Consider the following 19,861-nt stretch of genomic DNA (forward strand, 5'->3'; position numbering starts at 1 on the left):
GGTCACGCTTGAACCGATCCTGCATGGCAGGATGGTAAGCACGAGCGAGGCAGGAGAATGCGATGAAGGTGATGCTGGTGGGCGCGACCGGATTGGTGGGCAGTCACGTGCTGCGGCAGTTGCTGGAGGACCCGCGCTGCGATGCGGTGGTTGCACCGACCCGACGCCCGGTGGGCATCACCGATCCCGCGCTGGTCAATCCGGTGGTGGACTTCGCGCAGTTGCGGGCCGAGGCCGACTGGTGGGCGGTGGATGCGGTGATCTGCGCGCTCGGTACCACGATCAAACAGGCCGGCAGCAAAGAGGCGTTCGCGCGGGTCGACCATGACGCGCCGCTGGCGGTGGCGCGGCTGGCGCGGGCGCAAGGCGCGCATGCCTTCGCGTTGAACTCGGCGATGGGGGCCGACCCGGGCTCGCGCATCTTCTACAACCAGGTCAAAGGCCGGCTGGAGCAGGACCTGCGGGAACTGGGCTACCCCTCCCTGACCCTGGTCCGCCCCGGGCTGATCGGGGGCGAGCGGGCCGAGCGGCGCACCGGCGAGCATCTGGCCAGCCTGGTGCTGGGCGTACTGGGTCCGGTCCTTCCGCGGGCGTGGCGGATCAATCCGGCCGAGCGCATTGCGGCCGCGCTGGTCGAGGCGGCCCTGGCGCCGAGGCCCGGCGTCAACGTCGTGCGCTCGGCCGAGTTGGTGGAACGGTAAGCCGCCGGCCGCCAGATGCACGGCCAGCAGGCCACTGCGCTACCCTTTCTGCCCCTCAAGCGGTCCCTGCCATGTCCGTCGACAAGAACCAACGCGATCTCGAAGCCGGTATCCACACCGATCTGGAGGGGCGGCTGACCTACGGCGGCTACCTGCGCCTGGATCAGCTGCTGGCGGCCCAGCAGCCGCTGTCCAACCCGCCGCACCATGACGAAATGCTGTTCATCATCCAGCACCAGACGTCCGAGCTGTGGCTGAAACTGCTGGGGCACGAGCTGCGCGCGGCGATCGCTCACCTCAAGCGCGACGAGGTCTGGCAATGCCAGAAGGTGCTGGCGCGCAGCAAGCAGGTGCTGCGCCAGCTCACCGAGCAGTGGTCGGTGCTGGAGACGCTGACCCCTTCGGAGTACATGGGTTTCCGCGATGTGCTGGGCCCGTCGTCGGGCTTCCAGTCGCTGCAGTACCGCTACATCGAGTTCCTGCTGGGCAACAAGAACGCGCAGATGCTGCAGGTGTTCTCGCATGACCCGGCCGGCCAGGCCCAGTTGCAGGAGGTGCTTGATGCCCCCAGCCTGTACGAGGAGTTCCTGCGCTACCTGGCCCGCTTCGGCCATCCGGTCCCGGCCGGCTATCAGGGGCGGGACTGGCAGCAGCCGCACGTGGCCGACGATGCGCTGCACCCGGTGTTCGAGCGGATCTACCAGAACACCGACCGTTTCTGGCGTGAGTACGCGCTGTGCGAAGACCTGGTCGATCTGGAAACCGCCTTCCAGCTGTGGCGCTTCCGCCACATGCGCACGGTGATGCGGGTGATCGGCTTCAAGCGCGGCACCGGGGGCTCCAGCGGGGTAGGCTTCCTGCGCCAGGCGCTGGAGCTGACCTTCTTCCCGGAGTTGTTCCAGGTGCGCACCACGATCCGCAACGACGATCCGATGCCGCCGGATGCCTGATCGGGCATTCCCTGCAATAAGCCTATTCATATTTAGCCGGTCCATCCGCCGTACGGTGCGGCAGGCCCCGCCGTTGCTGCGCTGCCGGTCGTGGACCGGCAGTTGCAGATGCAAGTTCAGCGACCGTGCTGCCAGCGGTACACATCAGCGTGTATTTGACGTGAACGTGGTTGGTCTGGGATTCTCCCGCGCTGCTTTCGCACATCGGACGTGCATGTCTTCCACCGAACCCAGGAATCCCGCATGAGCGTAGACACCGCCGCGAAATCCGTTCCCGAACCGGCGTTGCCGGAGTTCAAGACCACGCTGGGCCATCCGCGCCCGTTGTGGATGCTGTTCATGACCGAATTCTGGGAGCGCTTCGCGTTCTACGGGATCCGCTGGGCGCTGGTGCTGTACATCGTCGCGCAGTTCTTCGAAGGCGACTCGGCCGGCCAGGCCGCAGCCAGCCGGACCTATGGTGCCTATCTGGCGCTGGTCTATGCGGCGGCGATCTTCGGCGGCTACGTTGCCGACCGGGTATTGGGTTACCAGCGCTCGATCCTGACCGGCGCGGTGATCATGGCCGCGGGCCTGTTCATGGTCGCGATGCCCAACAAGGAAATCTTCGAGCTGGGCCTGGCCACGATCATCATCGGCAACGGCCTGTTCAAGCCCAACATCTCCACCATGGTCGGCAAGCTGTACGGCCTGAAGGATGAGCGCCGCGACTCGGGCTTCACCATCTTCTACATGGGCATCAACATCGGCGCGATGATCGCTCCGGTGCTGACCCAGTATCTGGCCGAGAGCGTGTTCGGCACCAAGGCGATGCCGTCGTACAAGATGGTCTTCATCGCCTCGGGCATCGGCATGCTGATCAGCCTGGCCTGGTTCTACGTCGGCCGTGCCGGCCTCAAGGGCATTGGCGCCCCACCGGCCGGTGCCGAGGGCTATGGCCGCATCGTGATGGTGTTCATCGGTGCCATCGTGGCGATCCCGGTCGCCTTCTTCCTGCTCTCCACCGGCGCCACCGCGCTGGCCTGGATCCTGGGCGTGATGTTCATCGCGCTGGCAGTGCTGCTGCTGGTGGAGGGCATCCGTGAAGGCAAGGTCCAGCGTGACCGCGTCATCGCGATGCTGATCATCTTCACCTTCAACGTGATGTTCTGGATGTTCTTCGAACAGGCCGGCAGCTCGTTCACCTTCCTGGCCGACAACATCGTCAACCGCAACCTGGGTGGCTGGGAATTCCCGACTGCCTGGTTCCAGTCGGTCAACTCGGTGGCGATCATCACCCTGGCCCCGATCATTGCCTGGATCTGGATCAAGCTGGGTCGCGCCAACCCGTCGATTCCGCGCAAGTTCGGCCTGGGCCTGCTGTTCAACGGTGCGGCCTTCGCGCTGCTGATGGTGGCGCTGTCGAGCATGGTCGTGGACGGCAAGATCCCGTTCTGGACGCTGTTCATGGTCTACGTCATCCAGTCCGTGGGTGAGCTGTGCCTGTCGCCGATCGGCCTGTCGATGGTGACCAAGCTGGCGCCGGTGCGTCTGGTCGGCTTCGGCATGGGCGGCTGGTTCCTGTCCACCGGCATCGGCAACAACATGTCCGGCATCTTCGCCGGTGTGGTCAGCGGCGAAGGCGGCATGACCGTGGAATCGGCCCTGAAGGGCTACACCTTCGGCTTCTGGGCGTTGATCATTTCCGGCGTGGTGCTGTTCCTGGTCGCCCCGCTGATCAACAAGCTGATGCACGGCGTCAAGTGAGGTCTGCGATGCGCATGAAAGCAGCGGCAATGTCGATGATCGTGGCCGGCCTGCTGGCCGCCTGTTCGCCGTCGTCGGCGCCCACCGCTGCGCCTGCGCAGCCGCTGGATACCTCCGAGCAGAAGCCCCCGGTCGCCGATCCCGGCGAACCGGTGGCCTCGGGCAACACCCCGGCCGCGGCGGACATCGCCGCGATCGCGGCGCTCAACGCCCAGTTCGATCCCGCCCGCGATCCGGTCGCCGATCTGGCCACGGCCAAGGTCGAGGCCCAGCGCGGCGGCAAGCGGATCATCCTGGACGTGGGCGGCGAGTGGTGCCCGTGGTGCCATCTGATGGACGGTTTCATCGAGGGCGATGCGGAGATCCGCAGCTTCCGCGATGCGAACTATGTCTGGATGAAGGTCAACTACAGCGAAGACAACGAGAACGCGGCGTTCCTGTCGCAGTTCCCGGCAGTGAAGGGCTACCCCCACCTGTTCGTGCTCGATGCCGACGGCACGCTGCTGCATTCGCAGTTCACCGGGGAGCTGGAGGCGGACAAGGGGCAGAAGAAGGGCTACGACCGTGGCCGCTTCTTCGCCTTCATGAAGCAATGGGCGCCACCGAAGGCGTCATGATCGAAAAAGCCGCGGATTCCGCGGCTTTTTTTTTGCGCTCAATTTCTGCGCAACCCTGCCGCTACCTCCAAGGACCTCATGCCGCGCTGTTCGTGGCGGACAACCGACGGAATCCACGCATGCAGCCGGGCACCAGCGACAGCACCACCGAAGTTTCCCTTGATGCGCCGGCCGGCGTGAGCCTGCCGCCGGTCGATGTGCTGCTCGACGATCAAACCGCGCCGGATGCGCTGGATGCCGAGGCGGAGACCCCGGCGCCGGGCGCTATCCGCTACCGCCTGCCGATGGTGTCCGTGCCGGACAACGTGCTGCTCAAGGCGGCCGTGCAGAAACTGGTCGAGCAGAAAGCGCAGCTGGACGCGCTCGCGCGCCAAGGCACGCTGCCGGGCCTGATTCCCGCCGAGTGGCAGGGCAGTGGCATCCGGGGCGTGGACCTGCAGGGCTTCGTGCTGAGCGTCGTGCCGTTCCTGCAGAACGCCGGCAAGGACGAAACCGCGCCCGCGCGTCTGCCGCTCAAACACGTGCTCGGCGATGCCGGGCGCTGGGATCAGCACGATGTCGCCGAGCCCAAGTCGCTGGCGTTCTTCCTGGCCAGCGATGATCGCGCCAGTGCCGGTGTGAAAGATCCTGCCGAGGCCTACCTGGTCGGTGCGCTCGGCCTGGCGTGGGCACACGAGGGACGCACCCGTCCTGGCTTCCTGCGCGCGATGGGCTACGACAGCATGGCTGCGCGCGTGCATATGCTGCCGTACCCGGTTGCAGCGCAGCTGGCGCTGTACAGCGTCACCGCGCATGGTGTGACCCAGATCTGGTGCGTGATGGACCGCCGCAAGGTGCGGCCCTTGCTGGCGCCCTGGATCAGCGTGCCGCTGCTGACCGCCTATGGCGTGAGCGCCCCCCAGACCTGGCCGACCAGCTTCCCGGCCGTGGATGAGGTGGCCGCGATGCTGGCCACCGCGCGCACCGGCAAGGGGCCGGTGGAGGCGGACCTGACCAAGGTCGCGGCCAAGGTCGCGCAGGACGCATCGGCAGAGACGTGGATGCCGGTCAGTCTGCTCCAGGTCGGGACCTGGTCACCGCGCTGGCGCTACTTCATGGCCGTGTTCATCGGCCTGCCGTCACTGCTGCTGGTGGTCGCTGCACTGGCCCTGCCGGGCGCGATCGAGGCGGCCGCAGTGGCCGCCTCGCTGGGCTTTGCCGCCGGCGCCATCGGCGCCCTGGCCGCGCCGTGGGTGCATGCACGGCGCAAGCACCTCAGCTGATGAGCTGCGTCGGCCAGTGGCCAACGGTCGCTGCCTACTCGTCCATCCGCTGCAGGCCTTCCCCGGCCAGGCGCAGGATCAGCGTTTCCAGCAGCTGCTCCTCTTCCTCGCTGAGCACGGACATCAGCTTGCGGGTGATCTCGATCACCAGCGGGGCGATGGTCTCGTACACCTCGAACCCGGCCGCCGACAGCGCCAGCACCGAGCGGCGGCGGTCATCGCCGTGGGTTTCACGCTTGATGAAGCCGCGTTCGAGCAGTCTGGCCACGGCGCGGCTGACCGCGACCTTGTCCATCGCGGTGCGATCGGACACCTCGCTGGCCGACGAGCCCGGATACAGCGCCAGGACCGTGATCACCCGCCACTCGGGGATCGCCAGGCCATAACGGTCCCCGTACAGCTTGGCGATGTTGCCGCTGACGCGGTTGGACAGCACGCTCAGCCGGTAAGGCAGGAACTGCTCCAGATCGAGCAGGGCGTGCGAGGCGCGGATGCTGTGACTGCTGGGATCGGGCGGGCTCATGTTGCGGTGCACCTTGATGGTGGTTTCATGTGAAACTATAACCTACGTTCCGGACTCCGCATTCTCGCGGGTCTGTCTTCCTACCGCACCTGGTTTTTTCCGATGCGGACTGCTTTGGAGCCACAGCATGACCAGCCAAACGAGCACCGCGTCCTTCGCACCCGATCCGGGCATGCAGGTCACCACCTTCGAAAACCCGATGGGCATCGATGGTTTCGAGTTCGTCGAGTTCGCCGCCCCGGCCGGCCGTGGCGCGGAACTGCACGACTATTTCCGCAAGATGGGCTTCACCGCGGTGCTGCGCCACAAGCAGCGTGCGATCACGGTCTATCGCCAGGGCGACGTGAACTTCCTGGTCAATGAGGAGCCGGATTCGTTCGCCTCGGACTTCGCCGAGAAGCACGGTCCGTGCGCCTGCGGCTTCGCCATCCGCTTCAAGAAGCCGGGCGATGAGGTCTACCAGATGGCGCTGGGCAACGGTGCCGAAGCGATCGACTTCAAGCCCGACACCCGCGCCGTCGCCGCCCCGATCATCAAGGGCATCGGCGACTGCATGCTGTACCTGGTCGACCGTTACGGCGCCAGCGGCAGCATGTTCGATACCGACTACGCGCCGATCGAAGGGGTGGACCCGCGCCCGAAGGGCTTCGGGCTGACCTTCATCGATCACCTGACCCACAACCTGTACTTCGGCAACATGCAGCAGTGGTCGGATTACTACGAGCGCCTGTTCAACTTCCGCGAGATCCGCTACTTCGACATCAAGGGCCTCAAGACCGGCCTGGTGTCCAAGGCGATGACCGCCCCGGACGGCATCGTGCGCATCCCGCTCAACGAATCCTCCGATCCGAAGAGCCAGATCAACGAATACCTCGATGCCTACAAGGGCGAGGGCATCCAGCACATCGCCTGCTTCACCGAGAACATCTACGACACCGTGGAAGCGATGCGCGCCCAGGGCGTGGAGTTCCTGGATACACCGGACACGTACTTCGATGTGATCGACATGCGCGTACCCAACCACGGTGAAGACGTCGCGCGCCTGGCCAAGAACAAGATCCTGATCGATGCCGACCCGGAGACGCACCAGCGCAAGCTGCTGCAGATCTTCACCACCAACTGCATCGGCCCGATCTTCTTCGAGATCATCCAGCGCAAGGGCAATGAAGGCTTCGGCGAAGGCAACTTCACCGCGCTGTTCGAAAGCATCGAGCGCGATCAGATCAAGCGCGGCGTGCTGTAAGACGCCTGCGGTAAAGCGTCCGGCATCCGTCGGCGTTACGCTTCAACGGTGGCATCCGCGTTCGCGTGGGTGCCACTGGCAGTACTCCCTTGCCATCCACGCCTCCGGCGGAGCAGGACCATGAACAACCCGATGTCATCGCGCGGCTATCAGACCGGTTTCGGCAACGAGTTCGCCACCGAGGCGGTGCCCGGTGCGCTGCCGGTGGGGCAGAACTCCCCGCAGCGTGTCGCCCATGGCCTGTACGCCGAACAGCTGTCCGGCACCGCGTTCACCGCGCCACGCGGCAGCAACCGCCGCAGCTGGGTGTACCGCATCCGCCCCGCGGTGACCCACGGTGAGTTCACCCCCTTTACCCAGCCGCATCTGCACGGCGATTTCGCGCACGGCGCGGTGTCGCCCAACCAGCTGCGCTGGGATCCGTTGCCGCTGCCCAGCACGCCCACCGATTTCATCGAGGGGCTGTACACCATGGGCGGTAACGGTTCGCCCGATACCCACGGTGGCGTGGGCATCCACCTGTATGCCGCCAACCGCGACATGCACGGCCGGTACTTCTACAACGCCGATGGCGAGCTGCTGATCGTCCCGCAGCTGGGCCGCCTGCGCCTGCTCACCGAAATGGGCGTGATCGAGATCGAGCCGCAGCAGATCGCGGTGATCCCGCGCGGCGTGCGCTTCCGTGTCGAGCTGCCCGATGGCGATGCCCGTGGCTACGTCTGCGAGAACTTCGGGGCGCTGCTGAAGCTGCCCGACCTGGGCCCGATCGGGTCCAACGGCCTGGCCAATCCGCGCGACTTCGAAACCCCGCATGCGGCGTTCGAGAACATCGACGGCGCGTTTGAACTGATCGCCAAATTCGAGGGCCAGCTGTGGCGTGCGGATATCGATCATTCGCCGCTGGACGTGGTCGCCTGGCACGGCAACTACGCGCCGTACCGCTACGATGTGCGCCGCTTCAACACGATCGGTTCGATCAGCCACGATCATCCCGATCCCTCCATCTTCCTCGTGCTGCATTCGCCCAGCGACACCCCGGGGACCAGCAACATGGATTTCGCGATCTTCCCGCCGCGCTGGCTGGTCGCGCAGAACACGTTCCGCCCGCCGTGGTTCCACCGCAACATCGCCAGCGAGTTCATGGGGCTGATCCATGGCGCCTACGATGCGAAGGCCGAAGGTTTCGTACCCGGCGGTGCCTCGCTGCACAACTGCATGAGCGGCCACGGCCCGGATGCGGCGACCTTCGAGAAGGCCTCCGCGGCCGATCTGAGCAGGCCGGACGTGATCAAGGACACCATGGCCTTCATGTTCGAAACCCGCGGCGTGATCCGTCCCACCGCACAGGCGATGGACGCGGCGCATCGCCAGCGCGGGTACCAGCAGTGCTGGCAGGGGTTGAAGGCGAATTTCTCGGGCTGACGCGGGCTCAAACCACCGCGATCTGGAACCGCTCGGCATGTTCCTTCGGCAGTACCTCCAGCAACCGCTGCCGCACCCGCTCGGCATACCCGGTGGAGGTCAGGCCGGGCAGCGCGTCCAATGCGGCCTGCAGCCCGCCCATGACCGTCTCGTCGCTGCGCGACTGCTGCAGGGTGTGGAACAGCGCCGCCGCCTGCGGATGACGCTGCAGTTCCAGGATGTCCAGCAGATAGATGCGGGCGGCCACCAGCGATCGGCGGCGTTCGGTCAGCGGCGCCGGCTCCGCGGTCGGTGTCACCGCACTCAACACCAGATACCCGCTCTGGATCAGCTGGATCACCATCGCCGGGGTTTCCGGGCCCACCAGCTGGCCCAGTTGGACCAGGTCACGCTGGCCGTCGCACAGGATCAACAGCCGGCGCTGGCGCATGTCCAAGGGCGCGCGGTGGGCCTGCAGGGCGGTGCGGGCGAGGTCGGTCTTCTGCGGTTGCATGGGGGCGGGGTCGATGCGGTGCAGGCCGAGCCTGAGCGCGGCAGGTGAAACGCGGATGACAGCGACACTGTGCATGTCGCCCACACAGCGCTCGCGCTAGGCTGCGCCCATTCAACGGGAGGATGCAGGCATGAAACAGCTGGGAAGCGTGATGGCACTGGGGATGGTGCTGGCCTTGGCCGCGTGCGAGCGCTCGCCGGAGACGCCGTCGGCTGATGCCGAGGCGGCCGTGCCAACACCGGCGGCGGACACCGCGCCGGCAGCGCCCGCCACGGCGGCCCCGGGCACGGCGACGCACGGCCCGGCGCGGCTGGATGGCTACGGCCCGGTGGCGCTGGGCAGCACCTTGGACGAGGTCCGGGCAGCCTGGAAGGCACCCCTGCAGGGCGACGTCGCTGACGATTACTGCCATGCCCTGCGGCCGGAAGGCGCGCAGGCTGAGGACGTGATCTTCATGATCGAAGGCAAGCGACTGGTGCGCTATGACGTGCGCAACGACCGCATCGTCGCACCGGGGGGCGGCAAGGTCGGCATGTCGCTCGGCCAGCTGCAGACGCTGTACCCGGATCGCGGCGACCTGACCCCGCACAAGTACGACGAGCAGGGCCACAACCTGCGTGTGCGCCCGGCCACCGAGGGCGGTGCGCTGGTCAACTTCGAGATCAACGGCGATGGCAACGTCACCGCCTGGCGGGTCGGCAAGACCCCGCAGGTGGATTACGTGGAAGGCTGTTCCTGAGCCACCGGCACCGCGCCGGCCGCACTGCCGGGGCGGGCCTTCACTGTTTGGCGTGGGCTGGCCCTAGAATCGGCTCACATCTGTCACCGCGGAGCACCAGATGATCGCTGCCACTGTTTGGTTCGTGCTGGGCCTGGTGCTGTTGGCACTGGGCGGTGACTCCATCGTCCGGGCCGCCTCGGGTCTGGCCCAGCGCTTCGGCGCGTCGCCGTTCGTGGCCGGGTTGCTGCTGGTGGCCTTCGGCACCTCGCTGCCGGAGCTGGTGGTCAACGCCCGTGCCTTCGTGGTCGGCGCGGAAGAACTCGCGCTGGGCAATGCGGTGGGCAGCAATATCGTCAACGTCGGCCTGACCCTGGGCCTGGCGGCGCTGGCTGCGCCGCTGCTGGTCCGTGCGCGGCTGCTCTCGCCCTTGCTGGTGTGTCTTGCCGCCGCCAGTGCGCTGCTGATCCTGTTCGGCCTGGATGGCGTGATCGCACGCTGGGAAGGGGCCGTGCTGCTGCTCGCCTTCGTCGCCCTGCTGGTGGTCCTGCTGCGCCGGGCGAAGCTGGAATCCGAGCCGGTGCGCGAGGCCATCGCCGGCTATGCGATGACCCGCACCGGGCTGTTCCTCAACATCCTGCGGCTGCTGTTCGCGGGTGTGTGCCTCTACTTCGGCGCGCGCTGGATCGTGCAGGCCGCACCGGTGTTCGGCGCCGGGCTGGGCTGGTCGCCGCTGCTGGTCGGCTTGCTGCCGGTGGCGATCGGCACCGCATTGCCTGAAGTGGCGGCCGCCATTGCCGCCGCCCGGCGTGGTCAGGGCGACATGGTGCTCGGCCACGTGATCGGCTCGAGCCTGTTCAACCTGCTGGTGGTGGTCGGTGGCATGGCCGCACTGCGGCCGCTGGCGCTGCCCGGATCGTTCGTGAAACTGGAGCTGCCGGCGGCGATCGCCTTCGTGCTGGTGCTCTACCCGATGCTGCGCGGCGATCTGACGATCAGCCGGCGCGAAGGCGCGGTGCTGGTGGTGGCCTTCCTCGGCTGGATCGCGCTGGAGCTGGTGTTGATACGGGGCGGCTGAACGTCGAGCCGACCGCTGATCGGCTGCCCTCCGTCACGATGCATGCAGCCGACCAGCGGCGGGCGCTACTGGCTGTCGCGGGAAACCGGTGCCTCGGCACCCTCGGTGTCGCCCGGATGACGCGGTTCCGGCGGTGGCAGCTGCTCTTCCTTGGCGGTCTTGTGGCCCGGCAGGTCCGGTCGGGTTTCCATCAGCAGCGACAGCGCCGCCTTGGCCATCATGTGCGCGCTGATCGGCGCGGTGATGAACAGGAACACGGTGATCAGCAGCTCGCGCGGCTGCGGGTCTTCGCCGAGGAAGATGTGATAACAGACCGAGCCGACCAGCACGCAGCCCACGCCCAGCGTGCTGGCCTTGGTCGGTGCGTGCAGGCGCTTGAAGAAGGTGGAGAGCTTCACCAGGCCGAGCGCGCCGACCAGGATGAAGAAGCAGCCGAACAGCAGCAGGATCGACAGCACGATCTGGATGAAGGTGATCATTCGACGATGTCCCGGCGCAGCACGAACTTGCTCAGCACCACCGTGCTGCCGAAGCCGAGCATGGCGATGATCAGCGCCGCTTCGAAGTACACCGCCGAGTTGAGGTACATGCCGAACAACATGAGTTCAGCGATGGCCGTCACCGACAAGGTGTCCAGCGCAAGGATGCGATCGGGCACGGTGGGGCCGCGCAGCAGGCGCCAGGTGGCCAGCAGCATGGCCAGGCCGACCACGTGCATGCACACCACCATCGTGGTCTGGATGAACATGTATCCGGTCATGGGAAAATCTCCATCAGCGGGGCTTCGTAGCGGGATTTGATCTGCCGGATCAGTTCATCCGGATCATCCAGATGCAGCACGTGCACCAGCAGATACCTGCGGTCATCGGACAACGCGGCCGAGACCGTGCCCGGGGTCAACGTGATCATGCTGGTCAGCGCGGCGATGCCGTGGATGTTGGCGATATCCAGCGGCAGCCAGATGAAGCCGGGGTGGATGCGGCGCTCCGGCCCCAGCACCTGGATCGCCACCCGGATGTTGGAGATCAGGATGTCCCACAGGGTCACGAACAGCAGTTTGGGGAGGGGCTTGAGCGAGCCGATCCGCGCGAACTCGCGGTCCAGCCGGGCGGCGAACAACGGCACCACCACGCCCAGGATCATGCCGAGCACGAACTGGCCCAGGGTGAAGCTGTCGGACATCAACAGCCAGAACGCCACCACCATGACGCTCAGCGAGGGCGAGGGCAGGATGCGCTTGTACAGGGAAGGCTTGCGCGTCATGGCTGGCGGATCTCCGGCGTGGTGGCGCGCAGTTCACCCACATAGTCCTGGGGCTGCAGCAGCTGGGTGGCCATGGCATCGGTGTGCTGCATCAGCGGGCCGGCGAACACGCTCATCGCGATGCCATAGCTGAGCAGCAGCGCGGCGGCGAACAATTCCACGGTGCGGGTCGGCGCCTTGCGCGGCTTCGGTGCGCCTTCTTCGACCACCGGCACGCGCCAGAACAGGCGGATGCCGCCACGGGTCAGGCCGACGATCACCATCAGGCTGCTGCCCAGCACCGCGGCCCACACCGCCCAGGTGTACTGCGCCGGCATGCCGGCCAGCAGCGCGGCCTTGGCCAGGAAGCCGGACAGCGGCGGCAGGCCCGCGACCGAGACCGCACCGATCAGGAACAGCACCGCAGGTGTCTCCTTGCCCGGCATCGGCGCGATGACTTCCTTGCGATCGCTGGCACCGCCGCGACGGCGGCGGATCAGATCGGCAATGAGGAACAGCGCGGCGGCCACGAAGGTACTGTGCGGCAAGTAGTACAGGCCGGCCGAGAGGACTTCGGGTGTGCGCACCGAGAAGGCCATGAACAGCGTCGCCGCCGAGACCACCACCAGGTAGGAGATCAGCACGCGCAGGCGCGCCGCAGCGAGCACGCCCAGACCGCCCAGCACGAGGGTGGCCACACCGGCCCAGAGCAGCCATTCGCTGCCGTAGCCGGCCATCGGGCCGGCACCCTCGCCGAACCACAGGGTGCTGACCCGCAGCACCGCGTACAGGCCGACCTTGGTCATGATCGCGAACAGCGCGGCCACCGCGGCCGGCGCACGCGCATACGCTTCGGGCAACCACAGATACAGCGGCATCAGCGCAGCCTTGCTGCAGAACACCAGCAGCAACAGCCCCATCGTCGCCTTGACCAGGGTCAGGTGCGAGGCCGGCACTTCAGCGATGCGCTGCGACAGTTCGGCCATGTTGAGCGAGCCCAGCGAGGCGTACAGCAGGCCGAGTGCGATCAGGAACAGGGTCGAGGCGGTGACGTTGAATACCACGTAGTGCAGGCCGATGCGCATGCGCAGGCCGCGCCCGCCGCTGAGCAGCAGGCCGTAGGAGGCGATCAGCATCACCTCGAAGAACACGAACAGATTGAAGATATCGCCGGTCAGGAACGCGCCGTTGAGGCCGACCAGCTGGAACTGGAACAACGCATGGAAGTGCGGCGCGCGGCGGTCCCAGCCCGAACAGGCGTGCAGCAGGCAGGGGATGGCCAGCAGCAGTGTGGTCACCAGCATCCATGCCGAGAGGCGGTCGGCCACCAGCGCGATGCCCAGGCGCGAGGGCCAGTCACCCAGCAGGTACACCGCGATGCTGCCGTCAGCGGTCTGCGCGAACAGCAGGGCGACGGCCGCGGCGAGCGCGGTCAGCGTGGTCCACGCCACCGTGCGCTGCACCTTCGGCCCGTAGCGGCGATGCTCGACGAACAGCGAGCAGGCCGCGCCGAACAGCGGAATCAGGATGGGCAGGATCACCGCATGGTTCATGCGCCGCCCTCCCGGCCCGGCGCGGTATCGGCAGGAAGCTCTTCTTCTTCGTGCGCATCCACGTGGTCGCTGTGGTTGTCGCTGCGGCTGCGCATCGCCAGCACGATGCTGACGGCGGTCATCGCGAACGCGATCACGATGGCGGTCAACACCAGCGCCTGCGGCAGCGGATCGGTGTAGTTGCCCAGGTCGCTGTCGATGCCCTCACGCAGCACCGGCGCCTTGCCCTGCACCAGCCGGCCGCCGGCAAAGATCAGCAGGTTGGTCGCATACGACAGGAAGGTCATGCCGAGGATCACATCGAAGCTGCGGGCGCGCAGCAGCAGGTAGATGCCGATCGCGCTCAGTACGCCGATGGCGCTTGCCAGGGCCAGTTCCATCAGTGCATCTCCCCGGTTTTTGCCGAACGGCGGGTGGGATCGATCTCGCCTTTGCGGGCATTGCGGGTGCGCGAGGGCTTGATCGTGCCCATCATCGAGAGCATCAGCATCACACCGCCGAACACCACCAGGTACACACCGGTATCGAAGCCGATCGCACTGGCCAGCGGCACCTCGCCGATCAGCGGAATGTGCAGGTCCAGATGGCCGCTGGTCAGGAACGGCACGCCGAACAGCATCGACGCGCAGCCACTGAGGATGGCGATCAGCAGACCGGCACCGATGCAGCGGATGTAATCGAAGCCGAAGCGCGATTCCACCGAGGTGGTGCCCTGGATGACGTACTGGATCAGCAGCGGCACGGCCAGCACCAGGCCGGCGATGAAGCCGCCGCCGGGCGCGTTGTGGCCGCGCAGGAACAGGAAGATCGAGACGGTCAGGGTGAGCGGGAACATGATCTGGGCCAGATCGGCCGGCACCGGCAGCTTGATCGGCGGGCCGGGCATGATCTGTTCCGGCGCCATCCGCGAGCGGCGCAGCATGGCGTGCACCACCAGCGCGGCGATGCCGAACACGGTGATCTCACCGAAGGTATCGAAGCCACGGAAGTCGACCAGGATCACGTTGACCACGTTCTGCCCATAGGCTTCCGGCAGCGCACGCGCCAGCAGTTCGCCGGCCATGGTGTTGGGCGGCAACGTCATGGCGGTGTAGGCCATCGCGGCCAGCCCGCCACCGGCGACGATCGCGATCACCGCATCGCGCCGCTTGCGCCAGACCGACTTCTCCGGTGGCGACTGGATCGGCAGGTAGTTCATGCCCAGCAGCATCAGCACCAGGGTGACCATCTCCACCAGCAGCTGGGTCAGCGCCAGATCGGGCGCGGACAGGAACACGAAGGTCAGCGAGACCATCAGGCCGACGCCGCCGACCACCAGCACCGCCAGCAGGCGCTGCCGGTAGACAAACAGCGCGCCCAGCGCGCAGGCCATCATCACCAGCCACAGCGCCCAGCCCAGCAGCGGGATCGGTTGCGGCGAGGGCCAGTTGGGCGAGGCCGGGTTGGCCACGAACGGCGCGGCGGCGACGATGATCGCCACCAGCACCAGCGCCATCAGCATGCGCTGCAGACTGCCGTTGGCCAGGCCCTGGGTGAGGCGGTGGGCGAAGCCGAACACCAGGTCCAGCTGCTTGTGGAAAATATTGCGGCCGATGCTGCGACTGACCACCGCATGCAGGTTGATCAGGCGACGCAGGCCGAAGTACAGCGCGATACCGCCGATCACGCCGGCGATGCTCATCATCAACGGGGTGTTGAAGCCGTGCCAGACCGAGAGGCTGTAGGCCGGCATCGCCGCGCCCAGGATCGAGGAGGCGGCCGCATGCAGCACCGGCGCGATGGTGATCGCCGGGGCGACGCCGACGGCCACGCAGACCACGACCAGGATCTCGACGGGCACCTTCATGAAGCGCGGCGGCTCATGCGGGACGCGGTCCAGATCGTGTGGGCCTTTGCCGAAGAAGGTGTCGTGCACGAAGCGCAGGCTGTAGGCCACGCCGAACACGCCGGCCAGCAGCGCGGCGATCGACATCACCACGCGCATGGTTTCCGGGCCACCGGCGGTCAGCGCTTCGGCGAACAGCATTTCCTTGGACAGGAAGCCGTTGAGCAGCGGAATGCCGGCCATCGCCAGCGAGGCGATGATCGCCAGCGCGCTGGTGATCGGCATCAACCGGCGCAGGCCGCCCAGCTTGCGCATGTCACGGGTGCCGGTCTCATGGTCGATGATGCCGGCGGCCATGAACAGCGAGGCCTTGAAGGTGGCGTGGTTGAGGATGTGGAACACGCCGGCCACCACCGCCATCGGCGTGGACAGGCCGAACAGCATGGTGATCAGGCCCAGATGGGAGATCGTCGAATAGGCCAGCAGGCCTTTGAGGTCATGCTGGAAGATCGCGTTCCAGGCGCCGATCAGCAGGGTGATCGCCCCGATGCCGCTGACCGTATAGAAGAACAGATCGGTGCCGGCCAGCGCCGGGTGCAACCGCGCCAGCAGGAACACGCCGGCTTTGACCATCGTCGCCGAATGCAGGTAGGCCGAGACGGGCGTCGGCGCGGCCATCGCGTGCGGCAGCCAGAAGTGGAACGGGAACTGGGCGCTCTTGGTGAAGATGCCGGCCAGGACCAGGAACAGGGCATACGGGTACAGCGAACTGGCGCGGATCAGATCGCCGGCGGCGAGCACGGCATCCAGTTCGAAGCTGCCCACGATGCGGCCGATCAGCAGCACGCCGCCGAGCAGCGCCAGCCCGCCGCCGCCGGTGACCACCAGGGCCATCCGGGCGCCCTCGCGGGCATCCTGGCGGTGCGACCAGAAGCCGATCAGCAGGAACGAGCTGATGCTGGTCATTTCCCAGAACACCATCAACAGCAACAGGTTGCCCGAGAGCACCATGCCCAGCATGGCGCCCATGAACAGCAGCAGGTAGCAGTAGAAGCGGTGGGCGCTGTCGCGGGCACTGAGGTAGTAGTGGGCGTACATCACCACCAGTGCGCCGATCGCCAGCACCATCCCGGCGAACATCCAGGCCAGGCCATCCAGGCGCAGCGAGAAGGCCAGGCCGATCTGCGGTATCCACTCCCCGTAACTGCGGACGATCCCGCCGTCGATGATGGCCGGAGTCATCGTCGCCAACAGCGCCAGTCCTCCCAGCGGAGCGGCCGCGGCTACCCAGGCGGCCGTGGAGCGGGAGGTGCGGCGGAATGAAGCGACGGCCACTGCCATCAGGAAGGGCAGGGCGAGCAGCAGGAGCAGACTAGGATTCATGCAGGGAATGCGGGATTCACGAGCAGGTCGTTCAGTCTAACAGGCAGGCAATTGCTGCCGATACACCCGAATACGCCCTCAATTGCATGTAACGTGCACTGATTCATTTTTTCCGGGCAGCGCATGGCCCCATTCGGGTCCGTCGACGGCCGTATGGAGACCGGCCAACGACTTTGCCGACTGTGGCCTCCCGGCACCGGTCGAAACGGGTCCGGAACCAGTCGTCGCAGGGGCTACGGGGGCGTAGCGGTGTGCACGAAGATGAACGGTGACCGTCGCTCGAAAGGCCACTGCGGACGATGCTGGACGGTGTGGCGTGGACTGCTGGTGAGCGTCCTCGCTCGTTCAGGAAAAACCGGTCAGCAGCGCCAACCCATCCGGCGGTAGAGCTTGGCCAGCACCCACAGCGGGCCGATCAGCAGGTAGACCAGATCGGTCAGGAAGCTGGGCTTGCGGCCTTCATGCTTGTGGCCGATGAACTGCGCGACCCAGGCCACGGCGAAGACGCCCAGGGCCAGCCAGAACAGGTTCACCAGGCCGATCTCGGCTTCCAGCAGCCGGCAGACGCAGCCGCTGACGAAGAAGAACGCCAGCATGCCGTAGCCGAGCGTGCGCGAGAGGCGATTGTAGAAGCACCAGGCGGCGAACATCGCCAGGCCGGCCCAGATCCCGTTCTGGAACCAGGTGATCAGCGGCGGCAGGCACCACAGCAGGGCAATCACCGACCATGCGATCGCCGGGACGGCCACGACGTGGATGCGCTGGTTCAGCGCATTGCGGTGGTCGTCGGAATAACTGGCGAAATAGCGGTCGATCGGGCGTGCGACGGTGGTGGTGGCCATGTTCCCTCCCAGGATCTGCAGAGCATACCGCCGGTAGAGCCGACCGTTGGTCGGTTGCTTTCCATCGGCTGCCCGACATGGCCCCGGCATCGGAAACCGCGCTCCCCGGCGCAGGGCCGGGGAACGCCGTGCCGGTCAGTCGACCGAAATGCCGGCCAGACGCTGCAGCGCCTCGGCGTACTTGGCGCGGGTGCGCTCGATGATCTCGGCCGGGATGCTCGGGCCCGGGGCGGTCTTGCCCCAGTCCAGCGTCTCCAGGTAATCGCGCACGAACTGCTTGTCGTAGCTCGGCGGGCTGGTGCCCACCTCGTACTCGTCGGCCGGCCAGTAGCGCGAGGAATCCGGGGTCAGCATCTCGTCCATGATGTACAGACGGCCATCGGCATCGGTACCGAACTCGAACTTGGTGTCGGCCAGAATGATGCCGCGCTCGCGGGCGTACTCGGCAGCGAAGGCATAGATGCGCAGGGTGGCATCGCGCACGCGCTCGGCCAGGTCCGCGCCGACCGCCTTCACCATCGCATCGAAATCGATGTTCTCGTCATGGTCGCCGACGGCGGCCTTGGTCGAGGGGGTGAAGATCGGTTCGGGCAGCTGTTCGGCCTGTTGCAGGCCGTCGGGCAGCTCGATGCCGCTGATCTTGCCGGTGCGCTGGTAGTCCTTCCAGCCGCTGCCGATCAGGTAGCCACGGGCGATCGCCTCGACCGGAACCGGCTTGAGCTTGCGGGTGACCACGGCGCGCTTGGCGTACAGAGCCGGATCGACACCTTCGGGCAGCACGCTGGCGACATCGATGCCGGTCAAGTGGTTGGGCATCAGGTGCGCCGTCTTGGCGAACCAGAAGTTCGAGACCTGGCAGAGCATCTCGCCCTTGCCGGGGATCGGATCGGGCAGCACCACGTCGAAGGCTGACAGACGGTCGGTTGCGACCATCAGCAGGTAGTCCCCCGGCGGAGTGCCGGCGGGGAGCCGGTCGCGCGGAATGTCGAAAACATCACGCACCTTGCCGCGATGGCGCAAGGGCAGGCCGGGGAGATCGGATTGCAACAACGTGGTCGGCACGGGCACTCCTGAGGCTTCGTCATGACAGCTGTCCAGGGGACCCGGAGGGCCCGCACAGACAGCGGGCGGCCTAGTGTAAAGCGGGTTGGGCCCGCTGTGACGTAAAATGAGGATCCTTTGTCGCCTTGGCTGCCCAGACCACCATGCGCTGGTACGGAAAACTGCTCGGATTCATCGCTGGCGCCCTGTTGTTCAGGCCCAATCCGCTGTTCGGGGCCGTGGTCGGGCTGTTGCTGGGGCATGCCTTCGATGCCGACTGGTTCCGGCTGAACAGGGAAAACCCCTATCGCGAACTGGGGCTGACCTCCGAGGCGACCGATGCCGAGATCGACCTGGCCTACCGCCGCCTGATGTCCCAGTACCACCCGGACAAGGTGGTCGGCGCGGCGCCGGAGCTGCGCCAGCAGGCCGAGCGCAAGTCGCGCCAGCTCAATGCCGCCTACGACCGCATCAAGACCCTGCGCAAGCGCTGATTCCGCGCGGCGCCCCCTTTCAACCTCCTGAAGGCCCCGGCCATGTCCAACTGCATCATTGCTCCCTCCATTCTGTCCGCCGATTTCGCCCGTCTGGGCGAGGAAGTGGACAACGTGCTCGCGGCCGGCGCCGACTGGGTGCATTTCGATGTGATGGACAACCATTACGTGCCGAATCTGACCATCGGCCCGCTGGTCTGCCAGGCCCTTCGCAAGCACGGCGTAACCGCACCGATTGACGTGCATCTGATGGTGGAGCCGGTGGACCGGATCATTCCGGATTTCGCCGAGGCCGGCGCGACGTACATCAGCTTCCATCCGGAGGCGAGCCGCCACGTGCACCGCACGATCCAGCTGATCCGTTCGCTGGGCTGCAAGCCGGGCGTGGTGCTCAATCCGGCCACGCCGGTGGACATCCTGGACTGGGTGCTCGATGACCTCGATCTGGTGCTGGTGATGTCGGTCAATCCGGGTTTCGGCGGCCAGGCGTTCATTCCCTCGGCGCTGGACAAGGTGCGCGCGATCCGCAAGAAGATCGATGCCAGCGGCAAGGACATCCGCCTGGAGATCGACGGTGGCGTGAAGGCCGACAACATCGGCGCCATCGCGGCGGCGGGGGCGGATGCGTTCGTGGCCGGCTCGGCGATCTTCAACGCGAAGACCAGCTACCAGGACATCATCGCGCAGATGCGCGGCAACGTCGCCGCGGCGCGGGGCTGAGCCATGGG

21 protein-coding genes are annotated in these 19,861 nt (G+C 66.5%); 11 read left to right on the forward strand and 10 right to left on the reverse strand.

Annotation, left to right across the window (positions count from 1 at the left end; translation table 11 throughout):
• The first annotated feature begins 62 nt into the window (after positions 1-62).
• The 5 genes from ACWV8V_RS12945 (at position 63) to ACWV8V_RS12965 (ending at position 5,276) form a co-directional block, all read left to right on the forward strand.
• Complete coding sequence (locus ACWV8V_RS12945; RefSeq protein ID WP_455899902.1) at positions 63-701, forward strand: NAD(P)H-binding protein; 639 nt, start codon at positions 63-65, stop codon at positions 699-701.
• 71 nt (positions 702-772) lie between these two features.
• On the forward strand, positions 773-1,651 hold the full coding sequence (locus ACWV8V_RS12950; RefSeq protein ID WP_259258816.1) for a tryptophan 2,3-dioxygenase: 879 nt from the start codon (positions 773-775) through the stop codon (positions 1,649-1,651).
• Between the two features lie 243 nt (positions 1,652-1,894).
• On the forward strand, positions 1,895-3,397 hold the full coding sequence (locus ACWV8V_RS12955) for a peptide MFS transporter (protein ID WP_123729945.1): 1,503 nt from the start codon (positions 1,895-1,897) through the stop codon (positions 3,395-3,397).
• Between the two features lie 8 nt (positions 3,398-3,405).
• Positions 3,406-4,014: a thioredoxin family protein gene (locus tag ACWV8V_RS12960; protein ID WP_455899903.1), complete on the forward strand. Its 609-nt coding sequence runs from the start codon at positions 3,406-3,408 to the stop codon at positions 4,012-4,014.
• A gap of 119 nt (positions 4,015-4,133) precedes the next feature.
• Positions 4,134-5,276, forward strand: coding sequence for a hypothetical protein (locus tag ACWV8V_RS12965; protein WP_455899904.1), 1,143 nt, complete (start codon positions 4,134-4,136; stop codon positions 5,274-5,276).
• 34 nt (positions 5,277-5,310) lie between these two features.
• Here the strand turns inward: ACWV8V_RS12965 and ACWV8V_RS12970 are convergent, their stop codons facing one another.
• A complete protein-coding gene (locus tag ACWV8V_RS12970; protein WP_455899905.1) occupies positions 5,311-5,799 on the reverse strand; it encodes a MarR family winged helix-turn-helix transcriptional regulator in 489 nt (162 codons plus the stop codon).
• Positions 5,800-5,971: 172 nt separating this feature from the next.
• Between ACWV8V_RS12970 and hppD the strand changes: the two genes are divergently transcribed.
• Together hppD and hmgA are read left to right on the forward strand one after the other, a co-directional pair.
• Complete coding sequence (hppD, locus tag ACWV8V_RS12975; RefSeq protein WP_429000505.1) at positions 5,972-7,042, forward strand: 4-hydroxyphenylpyruvate dioxygenase; 1,071 nt, start codon at positions 5,972-5,974, stop codon at positions 7,040-7,042.
• A gap of 120 nt (positions 7,043-7,162) precedes the next feature.
• Entirely contained in the window at positions 7,163-8,464 is a 1,302-nt protein-coding gene (gene hmgA, locus ACWV8V_RS12980) for a homogentisate 1,2-dioxygenase (protein WP_455899906.1), read from the forward strand.
• A 7-nt stretch (positions 8,465-8,471) separates the two neighbouring features.
• Here the strand turns inward: hmgA and ACWV8V_RS12985 are convergent, their stop codons facing one another.
• On the reverse strand, positions 8,472-8,957 hold the full coding sequence (locus ACWV8V_RS12985) for a hypothetical protein (protein ID WP_455899907.1): 486 nt from the start codon (positions 8,955-8,957) through the stop codon (positions 8,472-8,474).
• A gap of 130 nt (positions 8,958-9,087) precedes the next feature.
• Here ACWV8V_RS12985 and ACWV8V_RS12990 point away from each other — a divergent pair, with 130 nt between their 5' ends.
• Together ACWV8V_RS12990 and ACWV8V_RS12995 are read left to right on the forward strand one after the other, a co-directional pair.
• Positions 9,088-9,696, forward strand: a complete 609-nt coding sequence (locus ACWV8V_RS12990; protein WP_455899908.1) for a hypothetical protein — start codon at positions 9,088-9,090, stop codon at positions 9,694-9,696.
• A 100-nt stretch (positions 9,697-9,796) separates the two neighbouring features.
• Positions 9,797-10,753, forward strand: a complete 957-nt coding sequence (locus tag ACWV8V_RS12995) for a sodium:calcium antiporter (protein WP_259258828.1) — start codon at positions 9,797-9,799, stop codon at positions 10,751-10,753.
• 65 nt (positions 10,754-10,818) lie between these two features.
• On the opposite strand, the gene ACWV8V_RS13000 is transcribed toward ACWV8V_RS12995, so the two are convergent.
• The 8 genes from ACWV8V_RS13000 to ACWV8V_RS13035 form a co-directional block, all read right to left on the reverse strand.
• Positions 10,819-11,232: a Na+/H+ antiporter subunit G gene (locus tag ACWV8V_RS13000; protein ID WP_123729953.1), complete on the reverse strand. Its 414-nt coding sequence runs from the start codon at positions 11,230-11,232 to the stop codon at positions 10,819-10,821.
• Positions 11,229-11,513, reverse strand: a complete 285-nt coding sequence (locus tag ACWV8V_RS13005) for a K+/H+ antiporter subunit F (protein WP_070472350.1) — start codon at positions 11,511-11,513, stop codon at positions 11,229-11,231. The genes ACWV8V_RS13000 and ACWV8V_RS13005 overlap by 4 nt, the downstream gene beginning before the upstream one ends.
• Positions 11,510-12,016 (reverse strand): Na+/H+ antiporter subunit E, encoded by a 507-nt coding sequence (locus tag ACWV8V_RS13010; protein ID WP_123729954.1) that lies wholly within the window; start codon positions 12,014-12,016, stop codon positions 11,510-11,512. The genes ACWV8V_RS13005 and ACWV8V_RS13010 overlap by 4 nt, the downstream gene beginning before the upstream one ends.
• The gene (locus ACWV8V_RS13015; protein ID WP_455899909.1) at positions 12,013-13,548 is read right to left on the reverse strand and encodes a monovalent cation/H+ antiporter subunit D; all 1,536 of its coding nucleotides are present in this window, start codon (positions 13,546-13,548) and stop codon (positions 12,013-12,015) included. The genes ACWV8V_RS13010 and ACWV8V_RS13015 overlap by 4 nt, the downstream gene beginning before the upstream one ends.
• Entirely contained in the window at positions 13,545-13,928 is a 384-nt protein-coding gene (locus ACWV8V_RS13020) for a Na+/H+ antiporter subunit C (protein ID WP_019185295.1), read from the reverse strand. The genes ACWV8V_RS13015 and ACWV8V_RS13020 overlap by 4 nt, the downstream gene beginning before the upstream one ends.
• Positions 13,928-16,756 (reverse strand): monovalent cation/H+ antiporter subunit A, encoded by a 2,829-nt coding sequence (locus ACWV8V_RS13025; RefSeq protein WP_455899910.1) that lies wholly within the window; start codon positions 16,754-16,756, stop codon positions 13,928-13,930. The genes ACWV8V_RS13020 and ACWV8V_RS13025 overlap by 1 nt, the downstream gene beginning before the upstream one ends.
• Positions 16,757-17,115: 359 nt before the next feature.
• Entirely contained in the window at positions 17,116-17,598 is a 483-nt protein-coding gene (locus tag ACWV8V_RS13030) for an Mpo1 family 2-hydroxy fatty acid dioxygenase (protein WP_455899911.1), read from the reverse strand.
• A 135-nt stretch (positions 17,599-17,733) separates the two neighbouring features.
• Entirely contained in the window at positions 17,734-18,660 is a 927-nt protein-coding gene (locus ACWV8V_RS13035) for a phosphoribosylaminoimidazolesuccinocarboxamide synthase (RefSeq protein WP_455899912.1), read from the reverse strand.
• A 143-nt stretch (positions 18,661-18,803) separates the two neighbouring features.
• On the opposite strand from ACWV8V_RS13035, the gene ACWV8V_RS13040 reads away from it, so the two are divergent.
• Both ACWV8V_RS13040 and rpe read left to right on the forward strand, forming a co-directional pair.
• Positions 18,804-19,133: a J domain-containing protein gene (locus tag ACWV8V_RS13040; RefSeq protein ID WP_123730837.1), complete on the forward strand. Its 330-nt coding sequence runs from the start codon at positions 18,804-18,806 to the stop codon at positions 19,131-19,133.
• A 42-nt stretch (positions 19,134-19,175) separates the two neighbouring features.
• Positions 19,176-19,853 (forward strand): ribulose-phosphate 3-epimerase, encoded by a 678-nt coding sequence (rpe, locus tag ACWV8V_RS13045; RefSeq protein ID WP_070426117.1) that lies wholly within the window; start codon positions 19,176-19,178, stop codon positions 19,851-19,853.
• Positions 19,854-19,861 lie beyond the last annotated feature (8 nt).

It is taken from the genome of Stenotrophomonas sp. Ker107b (assembly GCF_053847245.1).